The 13234-nt window shown below is 62.8% G+C and carries 21 protein-coding genes and 1 tRNA gene; 17 read left to right on the top strand and 5 right to left on the bottom strand.

The features are described 5' to 3' along the window. Positions 1-59: 59 nt before the first annotated feature. The 4 genes from V5F77_RS04235 to V5F77_RS04220 form a co-directional block, all read right to left on the bottom strand. A complete protein-coding gene (locus V5F77_RS04235) occupies positions 60-662 on the bottom strand; it encodes a DUF669 domain-containing protein (protein WP_429004082.1) in 603 nt (200 codons plus the stop codon). A 5-nt stretch (positions 663-667) separates the two neighbouring features. Further along, entirely contained in the window at positions 668-1456 is a 789-nt protein-coding gene (locus tag V5F77_RS04230) for an ATP-binding protein (protein WP_429004081.1), read from the bottom strand. 110 nt (positions 1457-1566) lie between these two features. Then, entirely contained in the window at positions 1567-2007 is a 441-nt protein-coding gene (locus tag V5F77_RS04225; RefSeq protein ID WP_429004080.1) for a VRR-NUC domain-containing protein, read from the bottom strand. Continuing rightward, the gene (locus tag V5F77_RS04220) at positions 2007-2282 is read right to left on the bottom strand and encodes a hypothetical protein (protein ID WP_429004079.1); all 276 of its coding nucleotides are present in this window, start codon (positions 2280-2282) and stop codon (positions 2007-2009) included. Before V5F77_RS04220 ends, V5F77_RS04225 begins: the two co-directional genes overlap by 1 nt. Before the next feature lie 118 nt (positions 2283-2400). Between V5F77_RS04220 and V5F77_RS04215 the strand changes: the two genes are divergently transcribed. The 11 genes from V5F77_RS04215 (at position 2401) to V5F77_RS04165 (ending at position 8187) form a co-directional block, all read left to right on the top strand. Next, entirely contained in the window at positions 2401-3009 is a 609-nt protein-coding gene (locus V5F77_RS04215) for a S24 family peptidase (RefSeq protein WP_429004078.1), read from the top strand. Between the two features lie 155 nt (positions 3010-3164). Further along, a complete protein-coding gene (locus tag V5F77_RS04210; RefSeq protein ID WP_429004077.1) occupies positions 3165-3515 on the top strand; it encodes a hypothetical protein in 351 nt (116 codons plus the stop codon). Beyond that, the gene (locus V5F77_RS04205) at positions 3512-3712 is read left to right on the top strand and encodes a hypothetical protein (RefSeq protein ID WP_429004076.1); all 201 of its coding nucleotides are present in this window, start codon (positions 3512-3514) and stop codon (positions 3710-3712) included. Before V5F77_RS04210 ends, V5F77_RS04205 begins: the two co-directional genes overlap by 4 nt. 27 nt (positions 3713-3739) lie before the next feature. Beyond that, positions 3740-4552 (top strand): ParB/RepB/Spo0J family partition protein, encoded by an 813-nt coding sequence (locus V5F77_RS04200; protein ID WP_429004075.1) that lies wholly within the window; start codon positions 3740-3742, stop codon positions 4550-4552. Positions 4553-4560: 8 nt separating this feature from the next. Continuing rightward, positions 4561-4761 (top strand): hypothetical protein, encoded by a 201-nt coding sequence (locus tag V5F77_RS04195; protein WP_429004074.1) that lies wholly within the window; start codon positions 4561-4563, stop codon positions 4759-4761. Positions 4762-4764: 3 nt separating this feature from the next. Further along, on the top strand, positions 4765-5637 hold the full coding sequence (locus tag V5F77_RS04190; protein ID WP_429004073.1) for a hypothetical protein: 873 nt from the start codon (positions 4765-4767) through the stop codon (positions 5635-5637). Between the two features lie 3 nt (positions 5638-5640). Beyond that, positions 5641-6336, top strand: coding sequence for a metallophosphoesterase family protein (locus V5F77_RS04185; protein ID WP_429004072.1), 696 nt, complete (start codon positions 5641-5643; stop codon positions 6334-6336). A 3-nt stretch (positions 6337-6339) separates the two neighbouring features. After that, a complete protein-coding gene (locus V5F77_RS04180; RefSeq protein ID WP_429004071.1) occupies positions 6340-6645 on the top strand; it encodes a ribbon-helix-helix protein, CopG family in 306 nt (101 codons plus the stop codon). Further along, positions 6642-6842: a hypothetical protein gene (locus tag V5F77_RS04175; RefSeq protein ID WP_429004070.1), complete on the top strand. Its 201-nt coding sequence runs from the start codon at positions 6642-6644 to the stop codon at positions 6840-6842. Before V5F77_RS04180 ends, V5F77_RS04175 begins: the two co-directional genes overlap by 4 nt. Then, on the top strand, positions 6829-7083 hold the full coding sequence (locus tag V5F77_RS04170) for a helix-turn-helix transcriptional regulator (protein WP_429004069.1): 255 nt from the start codon (positions 6829-6831) through the stop codon (positions 7081-7083). The genes V5F77_RS04175 and V5F77_RS04170 overlap by 14 nt, the downstream gene beginning before the upstream one ends. An 18-nt stretch (positions 7084-7101) precedes the next feature. Next, positions 7102-8187, top strand: coding sequence for a site-specific integrase (locus tag V5F77_RS04165; protein ID WP_429004068.1), 1086 nt, complete (start codon positions 7102-7104; stop codon positions 8185-8187). Positions 8188-8244: 57 nt separating this feature from the next. Here V5F77_RS04165 and V5F77_RS04160 read toward each other — a convergent pair. Continuing rightward, positions 8245-8320: transfer RNA gene (locus V5F77_RS04160), tRNA-Thr, on the bottom strand. A 299-nt stretch (positions 8321-8619) separates the two neighbouring features. Here V5F77_RS04160 and V5F77_RS04155 point away from each other — a divergent pair. From V5F77_RS04155 to V5F77_RS04130, 6 genes are all read left to right on the top strand, one after another. Next, on the top strand, positions 8620-8913 hold the full coding sequence (locus V5F77_RS04155) for a hypothetical protein (protein WP_429004067.1): 294 nt from the start codon (positions 8620-8622) through the stop codon (positions 8911-8913). 68 nt (positions 8914-8981) lie between these two features. Continuing rightward, positions 8982-10271, top strand: a complete 1290-nt coding sequence (gene murA / locus V5F77_RS04150) for a UDP-N-acetylglucosamine 1-carboxyvinyltransferase (protein WP_429004066.1) — start codon at positions 8982-8984, stop codon at positions 10269-10271. A 129-nt stretch (positions 10272-10400) separates the two neighbouring features. After that, positions 10401-10850 (top strand): DUF2948 family protein, encoded by a 450-nt coding sequence (locus V5F77_RS04145; RefSeq protein ID WP_429004065.1) that lies wholly within the window; start codon positions 10401-10403, stop codon positions 10848-10850. A 101-nt stretch (positions 10851-10951) separates the two neighbouring features. Next, entirely contained in the window at positions 10952-12259 is a 1308-nt protein-coding gene (gene hisD, locus V5F77_RS04140) for a histidinol dehydrogenase (protein ID WP_429004064.1), read from the top strand. Between the two features lie 4 nt (positions 12260-12263). Further along, positions 12264-12749 carry a UPF0262 family protein gene (locus tag V5F77_RS04135; protein WP_429004063.1) on the top strand — a complete coding sequence of 162 codons (486 nt, stop codon included), beginning with the start codon at positions 12264-12266 and terminating at the stop codon, positions 12747-12749. A gap of 1 nt (position 12750) precedes the next feature. Further along, positions 12751-13209, top strand: a complete 459-nt coding sequence (locus tag V5F77_RS04130) for an arsenate-mycothiol transferase ArsC (protein WP_429004062.1) — start codon at positions 12751-12753, stop codon at positions 13207-13209. The last annotated feature ends 25 nt before the right edge of the window (positions 13210-13234 follow it).

Genomic DNA, 13234 nt, shown 5'->3' with positions numbered 1-13234 from the left:
CGTTGGTGGGGGTGGGCGGCCCGTTGCGCCTGGACAGTGAAGCGGGCCGCCCGGCTACATCAGAACGGGATTTCGTCGTCCATCTGGTCGTGCACGGGGGCGGCAGGGGGTCGCTGGGCCGGGGCTCGCCACGTGCGAGGGCCGGAGGCACCGGTGTTCGCACCGCGAGCCGGAGCGCCGCCTGAAGGTCGCTGCTGTTGCGCCGCCTGAGGCTGAGGACGAGAGGCTGGCCGCTGCTGAGTGGTTCGGGCGCCGCCGTGGCTCGACGGGTCGTAGACCGAGTATTCCCGGATCACACGGCTCGTCTTGCCCTGCTTGCTCGTGTAGTCCTCGACCGTGATGAAGAACGGAATGAAGTGCCACTCCTCGGTCTTGCTCGCCTGCGGCTTCCCGCAGACCCGGCCGATGGAGGCGAGCGTCTGAAGGCCCCTGCGCTCGACGCCGCTGTCGTCGTGGACGTAGTTGGCGGCCTCGTACCAAGTGCGGTTTTCTTCGTGCCCCTCCATGACGGTCATGGAGAACCCGGCGAACTTGCCGGTGCCCTTGGAGTTTTCTTTGACGTCGCTATCCGTGATCTGCACCAGATAGCGCCCGACAGGCAGCTTTTCGAACTCATCCGGCGGAACTTCATCAGCATTAAACGTCATGCCAAGATCGGCCATAACAGTTACTCCGTAGCTTCGCCCAGCGCCGGACGCGCGGGCATAGGGAAGTGGGGAGCGAGAACGTTGTAGCCCTCGCCCGGCTTGTATTGGAATTTCTCGGGGAGCCCGTAGCGGTTCTTGGCCACGAAGGAGGGGCGGCCCTCGGTGTAAATCCAGCGATTTCCGCCGCCCTTCGCCTTGATTTCCTTGCCGCCAAATGCGGTCTTCTCTTCCTTCACGGTCACGTCTTCGTTGAGGAAGAGAATTGCGTCCACCTCGTCTTGGAATTGGGCAACCGCCCGCTTATGAAGACGGATGTCGTAGCGCGAATAGCTTGCGTTGCTGGGATCGTCGAACCGGCCGATCTCGGAATGCGAGATGAACACGATGCCCATCTGCCGCTCACGGCGAATACGCGCAGCGAGCGCAAGGAATTCCCGCCAGAGCTTGTCCGCCTCGATGTAGCCCTTGCCGAAGCCAGGGTCTTCGATGGACGCCCACTTCTTCTCACGGCAAAGGTGGTCCCACAGCAGGGGTTCGAGCTTGTCGATGCTGTCGATCACGAGCGTCTGGAAGTCGTGATCGTCTTCGAGGACGGCGACCATAGCTTCCATGACGGTCGCGAACTGGTCGATTTCATCCCAGCCTGCCAGCTCCAGGCCAGAGGGGAGGCCATCTTCCACGAGGATGAAGACGGGGTTCGGGAACTCAGAAGCGAGAGTCGTCTTACCCTTTCCGGGCGGGCCATAAATCAGGACGCGAGGCGGTAGCGTCGCCTTGATCATCTTCAGGCCAGCGAGTGCCATTGCCATGATCCATATCTCCAATTGCTGTCCCGTCTCACGGCTTGCCGAGGGGCGCCCGGCGGAGACGGGGATCAGCCGCACGGCACAAATGCCGACCGGACGCCCCTCGTTGTGGATCAGCCGAGCGTGCGCAGCGGCCGGATCAGACTGTGTTTGAGGAGGAAGGCTTCGGCCTCAGCGAGGGTGCGGACGCGACACCAGGGGATGTTGCGGGCGAGGCACCAGTCGCGGAAATCGCGCTGCTCTTTGCGCAATGAGCCCTTCTTGGATTTCGACTCCATGAAGAACGCGAGCCCAAACAGGTTGGCGAAGACGAGATCGGTCATGCCCTTCATCAGGCCGGTGCGTTTCAGCTTCTTGGCTTCTTTCCAGCCCACGCGGGCGCCGTTTGGCACCGAGAAGCAGATCACGTCGTCGCCGCTCCGGAGGTTGAACAGATCGACGATCTGGGTTTGAAGATCATCCTCCTCGTGATTGCGGACGATCTTGACCTTCTTCGCCTCTGGCTGGGCGGGGCGCTTGATGGGCAAGCGGCGAGGATCGGGAATGTGTGACATCAGGCCACCGCCTCGGCATACTTGCGGGGCCGGGAAGGGCGCATCTCCACCTGTGGGCATTTGGGCGGCAGGAAGTCCTCTGCGGTCAGCTCGATCCCGTTGCGCTGGGCATATGCCAGGATGACCGGGTGGTGTGGCTGAGGGATAAGCCCACCGGTGCCCTTGGCAGATTTCGGGTACTGCCAGCGGTACGGCGTCGCTGCGGATGTGCCGGTGATCTTCGAGACCGTGGCCTCTCCGCCCAGCTTCTTGATGATCGTGCTTGCAGGTTCCATGGCCTAAAATTTTAGGATTTCGAAAATTTTGTCAATCCTAAAATTTTGGAATTTAGATTGAAAAATTTTCGGAAACCGAAAATGATAGCGCAATGATCGGAATGAGAGAGGCCAATGAATGGATGTCATAGATGAATTGAAACGCGTGCTGAGTGGTAAGCACGATAGTAAGTTCCAGAGGCAAAAATTGGCAGAGTTGCTTGGGAAATCCAACGCGACTGTGACCTCTATATTAAATCGTACCCGGCCACTCAAGGTTGATGAACTACCTATTATTTATAAGTTCATCGGAAAAGACCCGACGAAGCGGTTAATACAGGTCGTCGGCCATGTAGGCGCTGGCTATGAGGTGTTCGCATACGACGATCATGCTCAAGGCGGCGGCCTGGATGAAATCGAAGCGCCGCCTGATGCTGATGAAGACACATTTGCCGTTGAAATACGCGGAACTAGCATGGAGCCAGCGTACTATGACGGTGATTACCTGATCTATCATGACCACCGATCAGGTAGTGACATCTCGGAACTGTCAGGCGAGGAATGCGTGGTTCGCCTCACTGACGGGCGGATGTTCGTGAAGGTGCTTGTGCCAGGAACGATTCCGGGATGCTGGACCCTCTACAGCTACAACGCACCGCCCTTGGTGAACGAGGACGTTGAATGGGCTGCACGCATCGGATGGGTGAGGCGGGCGCGACGTCAAGGAGCGCGCATTGGTCGGACCTAGGGGATTGCTCACATTCCTGAAACCATAAAAGCCCGGCAATCGCTGGGCTTTTTGCTGTCCATGACAAAAATTTTCGAAATTCTAAAGTTTTCTGTTTACAAATTTCAGAAAAACTAAAATTATCTCCTCAGCCAACATGGGCAGAGGAACACGATATGGGCGACGATCTGAAGAAGATATCAGCCGAAAAGGTTGCCGACGATCTGACGAAGATGTCGGCCGAGAAGGTCGCCGACGAGTACGGCCGGCTCAACCAGCAGAAGAAATCAATCGAAACCAAGCTTGAGAAGTTCAAGGCGGAAATCCTCCGCCGCGGATTGAGCTTCGCGAAGGGCGCAGCCTGGATCATTTCGGCCAGCGAGTCGACATCTACGCGCCTCGATACCGAGGCCATGCGAGCGGACCCGAAGCTCGCGAAGCTGCTTCCGAAGTTCGAAAAGACTTCAACCTCCACCCGGATTCTCGTGAAGCCGGTTCCGGTCGAAATCGAGGCGGCGGCGGAATGAAAACGCAATCCGATCTGCTCGACGACATGGCCGCGAGCCTGCTGGATAACGACATCGATCTCGGCGACGAACGCGCTGTCATCGTCCACCTGAAGTACGCGAACTTCATGGCCCGCGACATCACCAACCTGATGGACGCCGCAATCAACCGAGCGCGCATCGAGCGGGCGCATTCGCCCGATCTCAAGGTCGCCTGACCACTCAAACCTTCCGAGGATCATACAATGACCGAACCTGCCAAGAAGCAGGGCGGCATCAAGGATATTGCCTTGGGCCGCCAGGATATCTTCCGTCTCGCCCCCAGCGACATCCATATCCGGGAAGGCTGGAACGTTCGCGAAGAAACGCCTGAGCTTGCGGCGCACATCGATGGCATCGCGCTCTCGATGTCGAAAATCGGTGTGAAAGATCCTCTTCGCGTCTGGTGGGAGGACGGCAAGGCATGGGTGAGCGACGGGCACAACCGCATCCGGGCGGTGCGGCGCGCGATGGAGGTGTATGGCGCCGACATCAAGTCTGTTCCGGTCCTCTTGGAAGACCGCTACAGCTCCGAAGCTGACCGTAAGTTCTCCCAGAAGGTGCTGAACGGCGGCCTTCCGATTTCCACCTACGAGGAAGGCAAGCTCTACAAGCAGATGCGCGCCTACGGATGGACCGAGAAGGACATCGCAGACAACGCCGGCATCTCCACGACGCGTGTTGCCCAGGTGCTTTCTCTCCAGGCCGCGCCCCTGGAAGTGCAGCACATGGTGGTGGCCGGTGAGGTGTCGGCGTCGCTTGCAATCGACACGCTTCGGCAGGCACCCGAGCCGCAGGCTGCTGCCGAAACCCTCCAGGCGGCTGTCGCCACGGCCAAGGCGGCTGGCAAGACCAAGGCCACAGCCAAGCATCTTCCGGCATCCGTGCCGCGCACCGGGCTGAAAGCGGAACTGCGCGATCTCTTCGAAGGCGCCGCTACCAAGTCTGAGGGTGGCGTCACCACCCTGGAAATCACCGATGAGGAGCATGAGCGCCTCAAAAAGCTGCTTGGCTTGTGAGGCGCGCCATGAGCGATCCTCGCATCCCCGTCGTGGCGGAAGCCATTCTCAATAAGCGTGCGGAAACCCGTGGTCGCGCGACCAGTGAAGACATGGCGAAGGCGGCGCTCGCAGCCCTGGACCGCTTTCTGGCTCCGCCTCGGCGGCCCCGTCCCATCACCGCCGACATGAACCATGTCGTCGAAGCCATCCGCGCGGGAGGCGCATGAACCATGACCCATACGTTCGCCACGCTCGAAGTGAGCCCCGAAGTCTACGACGAAATCGCCGTCAAGCTCGAAGCTGCCGGCTACAGCCATCTGTTCTTTGGCTCCTACATCAACATGCACGGTATCGCCCTGGATCGCAGCGCCGGATCGTCACACCAGCAGGAGATCGAGCGCTTGAAGGCGGCGTTCGAAGCCCGCGTCACCGAACTGCTGGCGGCGAACAACGCTGAGTGGTTGAAGCGTATTTATGATACTTCCCAGGTGCACGATCTGGAGCGGCGCCTGGAGATGGCCGAGCACGCGTTGGAGACGGTCCTCGGCCTCGCAAATGACAGGAGTGATCCCGGCAAGGATACGCGGCAAGCAGTTATAGAGGTTGCTGAGGACGCCCTCGCAGAGCGTCGGCAGCAATTGTGCGTCGATCCTCTCGCCTCACTCGTCGGTCGGTTCGCTCTCGCGCTACTGAAGAAGCTGCGGATGGTCGAACAGAAGCGCGGCTTCGGGGATGCCTGGGCTATTCCAGACTGGCACGGCGATCTGGTGCAAAGCCTATTCATGTGCGTCCACAAGGGCGATCCAATCGACGTGGCCGCGTATGCCGCCTTCGCGTGGCACCACGGCTGGACCACCACGCCCGCTCCTGACTGGCAGCCCATCGCCTCCGCGCCCCGCGACGGGTCGCAAATCGAACTCGGCGGCCCGAGCGGGCACATCGCCCCGAACGATTGGCACGTCGAGACCGGGCATTGGCGCCAGGGAACGCACTTCGGCTGGTGGGAGAACGACGCCGGGGACGCCTTCCCGAATGGCTGGCCCGAGCCGACGTACTGGCGTCCGCGTGGCGCTCGCCCCGCAATCATTGGCGTGGAGGTCTGAGCAATGAGCAATTTCACCTATGCAATTGCGGACCTGCATGGCCGCTTCGATCTTCTCCAGTCGGCTCTGGAGCGGATCGAGAACGATAGCCAGTGCGGCACAGTCGTGTTCCTCGGCGATTATGTAGACCGTGGCCCGCAGAGCCGGCAGATCATCGAGCGCCTCATGGCTGGGCCGTCGAACGGCTGGCGGTGGGTGTGTCTGAAGGGCAACCACGAAGTCATGATGGTGGATGCCCTTCAGGAGAAGTCCACGGGCGAAGCATGGATCGCCAATGGAGGTGTCGCCACCCTTGAGTCTTATTCCAGTGAGGGTCATCCGCTCGGCAACAACACAGCGTCCGGCGCCCACATCAAATGGCTGGAATGCCTTCCCATGATCTATGCGGACGGGGACCGCATCTTCGTTCATGCCGGCGTCGATCCCACGCGCTCCATCGCCGATCAGACCGAAGCAACCTTGCTTTGGCGCCGCTGGGGGCGCGACGAGGACTATGAGCACCCGGCTGGCCATGTGGTTCATGGGCACACGCCGTTTCCCAAAGGGCCAATCCTCCTCGGCGGTCGCACCAACCTAGATACGGGCGCCGTCAAGACTGGCCGCCTTGTCGTTGGCGTCTTCGACAACGCTGTCCCAGGCGGCCCGGTTCGCTTCTTGGAAATCATTTCCGAGCCCGCCCACAAGTCGCGGGAGGGTTGAGGCATGCGCGTCAACATCTCTCTGAACTCCAGCGATCTGGAATTGATCGACCGCGCGGCCAAGCTCGCGGGCATGAGCCGATCCGCCTTCATGGTGAAGGCGGCAGAGGAGAAGGTTGCGACGCCGAGTGGCTCTGCCGTGGACGGGTGGAAAGAGGCAACCATCGCCTGGACGGTGTGCGCCTCCATCCATCGTGAATTCGCCAGGGGCCGCGATCCGCTTTTCACGACGCGGCAGGCGGATTTCGTAAAGCACGAGAATGACGCACGCGCTCGCGCCACACCTCCCAACGGAGGAGGCCAGCCATGATGTTCCGAGGCACCAAAACGGAACGAGACGCCCTGCTGTCCGCCCTGGGATGCCGCGCGGATGTGCTCAAGCGCCGGGTCGCATGGCTGGTGAGCGTCGGCAACGACAAGTCGGCGCAGCGGCACACCGACGAACTCGCCCTGGTTCAGACCATGCGCGCGGGGCTGAAGGGGGAGGTGGGCCGTGGCACAAGTTGAAGAGAAGCGCCATGTCCTGCCGCCGTCGCTCGCCCCGCGTGGCCTGAGCCGCGTCGAGGCCGCAGCTTATATTGGCATCTCTCCGACGCTGTTCGATGAGCTGGTTCAGGACGGCAGAATGCCAAAACCGAAGCTTGTCAATACCCGAAATGTCTGGGACCGGGTGCGGCTTGACGCGGCATTCGAGGACCTCCCCGATAAGGACGGGCGCGACAATCCCTTTTTGCATTTTCGCGCCTGACCAAAATCGGAGCGACGAATGGAACTTCCAAAGTACGTTTATAAGGACACTGACCGATACGGGACGGTGCGATATTACTATCGCCCCAGGGGGCGCTCGAAGGTGCGCCTTCCTGATGACCCGGAATTGCCCGAGTTCAGAATAGCGATTGAGGCCGAGAATGACCGCATTGCTCGCATCGCGAGCGGGGGGCAGCCTCGAAAGATGCTTGAAAGCAAGGCTCAGACCCTCCGCTGGCTGTGTGAGCAGTATTTTGCTTCGCCCACCTTCAGGGCGCTCGATCCTCGTACGCAGCATGTCCGGCAACTCGTTATCGGGCATTGCCTCCGCGAGCCAGTCGCGCCGGGCTCCAAAGAGGATTTTGCTGGCGCTCCGATAAGCATGGTCACTTCTAAGGCGATCAAGGTTCTACGCGACCGAAAGGTGGAGACGCCAGATGCTGCGAACTCGCGCGTGAAATATTTCCGTGGGGTGTTCGCGTGGGCGATTGAGGCCGAAATAGAGGGCGTGACGATGAATCCGGCGCGCGACGTAAAGTGCCTGAAAAGAAGCTCGGAAGGGTTCCACTCTTGGACCACAGAAGAGGTGGAACAATTTGAGCGTACACATGGCATCGGCACTAAGGCGCGCCTCGCGCTGGCCCTTCTGCTCTACACCGGTCAGCGGAGGTCCGACATCGTGACCTTCGGAAAGCAGCATCTAAACAAGGACGGCTGGCTTCGGTTCACTCAATTCAAGAACCGCAATCGCAAGCCGGTGCGCCTTGAGATCCCGATTATCCCGGATCTGGCGCATATCATCGAAGCCAGCCCCACAGGGGACATGACATTCCTTGTCACCAGCTACAACAAGCCGTTCACCTCGAACGGCTTCGGGAACTGGTTCCGTAAACAGTGCGACGATGCCGGTTTGTCCGAATGCTCTGCCCATGGCCTAAGGAAGGCGTCAGCGGCTCGGCTCGCGGAATTGGGCTGCACAGACCGGGAGATCATGTCGTTTACCGGGCACGTTACAAGCCAGGAGGTTGACCGTTACACCAGGGGCGCAAATCAGAAGCGCCTTGCCGGCAACGTGCTGCGCAGAATTAACTCCGAGCACGCCTAATCCACGACGTCCAATCGTAAATAAAGACCTGTCCAACCCATTGATTTAATTGAGTTATGGTGCCGCAAGAGGGATTCGAACCCCCGACCCCCTCATTACGAATGAGGTGCTCTACCAGCTGAGCTATTGCGGCCCGGAAGCGTGCGGGGCATCCCGTTTGCTTCTGCCGGACCCGCATGCACGGATTACCGCATCATGGGGCGCGCGAACTTGCTGATGCGACCCGAGGGCCGAACAGGCGATCCTCATACGTGGAGCGGACGCGAGATTCAAGCGCGCCGTGCATGCGGGTTTGGGTGATCCCCGGCAAAAGGTGAGCTTATGCGTGAAGCAGGCGATGCGTGAAGCGCTTGCAATCCGTTCCGCGCGCATTTCACGCCTTCGCGCCGGCCCGCTTGCCTCGCGATGCGGGCGCGGCTAACCCTTATCGGCATGGCATCCGAACCCAAGCCGCCCGCTCCCACGACGCCCACTCCCAAGCCGCCCGCGCAGGACAAGTCCGCACGCCTTGCCCAGGCCCTGCGGGCCAATCTCGCCCGCCGCAAGGCGCAGGGGCGCGCGCGCCGGGATGTGGAGCAGGACCCCGACGCCCTCGATGCGGTTCCCCAGGCTCCGGATTTGCACGGGTCCGGCGCCCCGCCATCGCCGGCTGATCCGGCCCCGGATGACGCAACGTCCGGTGGATTGGAGCCGGCGATCATTGTGCCCAAGGGCGGGCCTTGCTAGATAACGCGTTTACTCGACGGCCGTGACGAGGGGCAGGGCGGTCTTCGGGCACCAGGAGCGTTCAGCGCATGGATAAAATTCGCATCGTCGGCGGGTCTTCCCTTGAAGGCACGATTCCCATTTCCGGCGCCAAGAATGCCGCTTTGCCGCTGATGATCGCGAGCCTTTTGTCCGAAGAGAAGCTGATCCTCGAAAATGTGCCCCGCCTCGCGGATGTGGCCTTGCTGCAGCGCATCCTCGGCAATCATGGCGTCGACATCACCACCAACGGCAAGCGCAACGGGGATGATCCCTATGCGGGCCAGACGCTGGAGATCGATGCCCGCGTGATCGTCGATACCACCGCACCCTATGATCTCGTCTCGCGCATGCGGGCGAGCTTCTGGGTCGTGGGCCCGCTGCTGGCGCGCATGGGGGAGGCAAAGGTCTCGCTGCCCGGCGGCTGCGCCATCGGGACCCGGCCGGTGGATTTCCACCTCGACGCCTTGCGGGCGCTGGGGGCGGAAATCGAAATCGATGCCGGTTACGTGCTCGCCCGCGCGCCCAGGGGGCTGCAGGGCGGCCGCATCGTGTTCCCGAAAGTGTCGGTGGGCGCCACCCACACAGCGATCATGGCCGCCGCCGTCGCCCACGGCGATACGGTGATCGAGAATGCCGCCTGCGAACCCGAGGTGGTCGATCTCGCGGACTGCCTGGTGAAGATGGGGGCCCGCATTTCCGGCGCCGGTACGCCGCGGATCGAGATCCAGGGCGTCCCACGGCTGCGCGCTGCCCGCCACGCGGTGTTGCCGGACCGCATCGAGACCGGCACATACGCCATGGCCACCGCCATGGTGGGCGGCGATGTGATGCTTTCCGGCGCGCGGCCGGACCTGCTGGAAAGCGCGCTCGACACGCTGCGCGCCGCCGGAGCCGAGATTGACGCCACCAACGAGGGCATCCGCGTGCGCCGCAACGGCGCCGGCATCAATCCGGTCGACGTGACCACCGCCCCGTTCCCCGGCTTCCCCACCGATCTGCAGGCCCAGTTCATGGCCCTGATGACCATGGCCAAGGGCCGCTCGCGCATCACCGAGACGATTTTCGAGAACCGCTTCATGCATGTGCAGGAATTGGCGCGGCTCGGCGCCAAGATCCATCTCGACGGCGATACCGCGACGGTGGACGGCACTGACCGCCTCACCGGTGCGCCGGTGATGGCCACCGACCTGCGCGCCTCGGTCTCGCTGGTCATCGCCGGTCTTGCGGCCGAAGGCGAGACCATGGTGCAGCGCGTCTATCATCTCGACCGCGGCTTCGAGCGGCTGGAGGAGAAGCTGTCGCGCTGCGGCGCGCAGATCGAGCGCATCAGCGGCTGAGCCGCATCCGCGCGCCCCGGCGCGCTTGGGGGGTGGCTGAAAAGCAAAAATGCGGCCATCCCTTGATGGATGGCCCTCGCGTCGCCATCTGCCAAGCATCACAAGAAGCGATAAGAAGGCCGCACGCCGATGGACAGTCTCAAGCTTCTCGCCATGGATGGCGAAGACCTCGCCATCATCTCGGCTCATCTTCAGGATGCGGTGATCAAGGTGGAGGACATCGGTTTCCTGCCGCGCTCCCGCAGGTTCGCGCTGCTGCTCAACCGGTTCGACTGGGATCAGAAGGAAACCGCCGACGAACTGGTGCGCCGGCGTTCCGGCCTGCATTTCGAACGGGTCAGCGCGGTGCAGGCGCGCGGCTTCGATCCCCGCAAGCCGGACACCGTGCTCAATCTCCTCGCGGTCACGTTCGAACCCACCGATGCGCCGTCCGGCCATGTGCTGCTGACCTTTTCCGGCGGCGCGGAAATCCGCCTCGCGGTGGAATGCATCGAGGCGCGCCTCAGCGATCTCGGGCCCGCCTGGGGCTGCACCTGCGCGCCCAAGCACGATCCGCTGCCGGAACTGAAGGTCGGATAGGCCCGCCGCGGGGCCGCAGTGTTGTCCTCCGCAGCCGAGGGAAGCGCGGGCGGAGCGGAAAAGGCATTCAACTTTTCCGGTACATGCTCTAGGGAGACGGAATGCCGATCCGTCTTCATACCCAGCAGAGCGATTTTCCCGCAGCCTTCGCCGCTTTCCTCGCCAGCAAGCGGGAAACAGATGCCGATGTGGCGTCGGTGGTGGCGCAGATCATCGCCGACATCCGCGCCCGGGGCGATGATGCCCTGATCGAAATCTCCGCCCGGCTCGACCGCGTGGACCTCGCCGCGCGGGGCATTCGCGTCACCGACGCGGAGATCGATGCCGCGCTCGCCTCGATCCCAGCCGAGACGCGCGAGGCACTTGAGTTTGCCAAGGCGCGCATTGAATCCCATCACCTCAGGCAGAAGCCGCAGGACGAGCGCTATACCGACTCGGCCGGGGTGGAGCTGGGCCAGCGCTGGACCAGCGTGGACGCGGTCGGCCTCTATGTGCCGGGTGGCACTGCCGCCTATCCCTCTTCCGTGCTGATGAATGCCGTGCCCGCCAAGGTCGCGGGCGTGCCGCGCGTGGTCATGGTGGTGCCGGCGCCCGACGGGCAGATCGCGCCCCTGGTGCTTGCCGCCGCCCGCCTGGCCGGCGTGGACGAGGTGTATCGCGTGGGCGGGGCACAGGCGGTGGCCGCGCTCGCCTATGGCACGGCGACCATCGCCCCGGTGGACAAGATCGTCGGCCCCGGCAATGCCTATGTGGCCGCCGCCAAGCGGCAGGTGTTCGGCAAGGTGGGCATCGACATGGTGGCCGGGCCATCCGAGGTGCTGATCCTGGCGGATGGCGAAGCAAATGCCGACTGGATCGCCGCCGACCTGCTCGCCCAGGCCGAGCATGACACGGCCGCCCAGTCGATCCTGATCACCGACAACGCAGCCCTGGCGGCACGGGTGGAGCAGGCGGTGGACGGCATGCTCACCACCCTTCCGCGCGCCGAGATCGCCCGCGCCTCCTGGCGCGACCATGGCGCCATCATCCTGGTGGATGATTTGGACGCCGCCATATCCCTGGTGGACCGGGTGGCGCCGGAGCATCTTGAGATTCACAGCGCCGATGCCGAGCGGCTCGCCGGTCTGGTGCGGCACGCGGGCGCGATCTTCATCGGCGCCCATACGCCCGAGGCCATCGGCGATTATGTCGGCGGCACCAACCATGTGCTGCCCACGGCGCGCTCGGCCCGGTTTTCCTCCGGGCTCGGCGTGCTGGACTTCATGAAGCGGACCTCATTGCTGAAATGCTCGCCCGAAGCCCTGCGCGTGATCGGCGGGGCGGCCGTGCGTCTCGCCGAGGTGGAGCGCCTGCAGGCCCACGGGCGCTCGATCCTCATCCGTTCCAATGCCGGCAGCCCGGACGCCTGATGCCATGACGCAAAGCTCCCGCACCGACCGCCTTTGCACCGTCACCCTGGACGAGGCCTCCATCGGCCGGGGCGGGCCGGACGTGGAGCATGAACGCGCCACCGCGATCTACGATCTGCTGGAGGACAACCGCTTCGCGCTCGCGAGCGATCCGGGGGAGGGGCCCTATACGCTCCATATCGGCCTCGTGGACAACCGCCTGGTGCTCGATATCAAGCGCGAGACCGGCGAGGCCGTGGTGCAGCACCATCTCTCCCTCACCCCTTTCCGGAAGGTGGTGAAGGATTATTTCTTGGTGTGCGAGAGCTATTTCCAGGCCATCCGCACCGCCTCCCCGACCCAGATCGAGGCGATCGACATGGGCCGGCGCGGGCTCCACAACGAAGGGTCCGAGCTTCTGCTGGAGCGGCTCAAGGACAAGATCGACGTGGATTTCGACACCGCCCGCCGTCTGTTCACCCTGATCTGCGCGCTCCATTGGAGAGGATGACTTGGACGAGCCTCCCGCGGCGTCTTCGCGCTCAGCGCGGCCGCAATCGGTTCTCTTTATCTGCGGACAGAATGTGGTGCGCTCCGTCATGGCCTCCGCCTGGGCGAAGCATCTGTTCGGCAAGTCGCTCTATGTGGGCTCCGCCGGCGTTATCGCCGGCGAGGCGGATCCCTTCGTCACGGCCGTGATGGAGGAGGTGGGGCTCGACGTGCATCGGCACCGGCCGAAAAGCGTGGAGGACCTGGAGGAGTACGAGGGGCTGGGGTTCGACCTCGCGATCTCCCTGTCGCCGGATGCCCATCACCGGGCGCTGGAAATCACCCGCACCAATGCGCTCGACGTGGAATATTGGCCGACCTCCGATCCAACCCTGGAGGGGGGAAATCGCGAGCAGCGGCTGGAAGCCTATCGGGCCGTGCGCGATGAATTGGAAATGCGCGTGCGCGCCCGCTTCCGCTAGGGATGACCGCTTCACTCGCGGTGCC

The organism is Roseixanthobacter psychrophilus (assembly GCF_043195195.1).
Lineage (GTDB): Bacteria > Pseudomonadota > Alphaproteobacteria > Rhizobiales > Xanthobacteraceae > NCEH01.
This window is presented reverse-complemented; position numbering and strand designations above follow the sequence as displayed.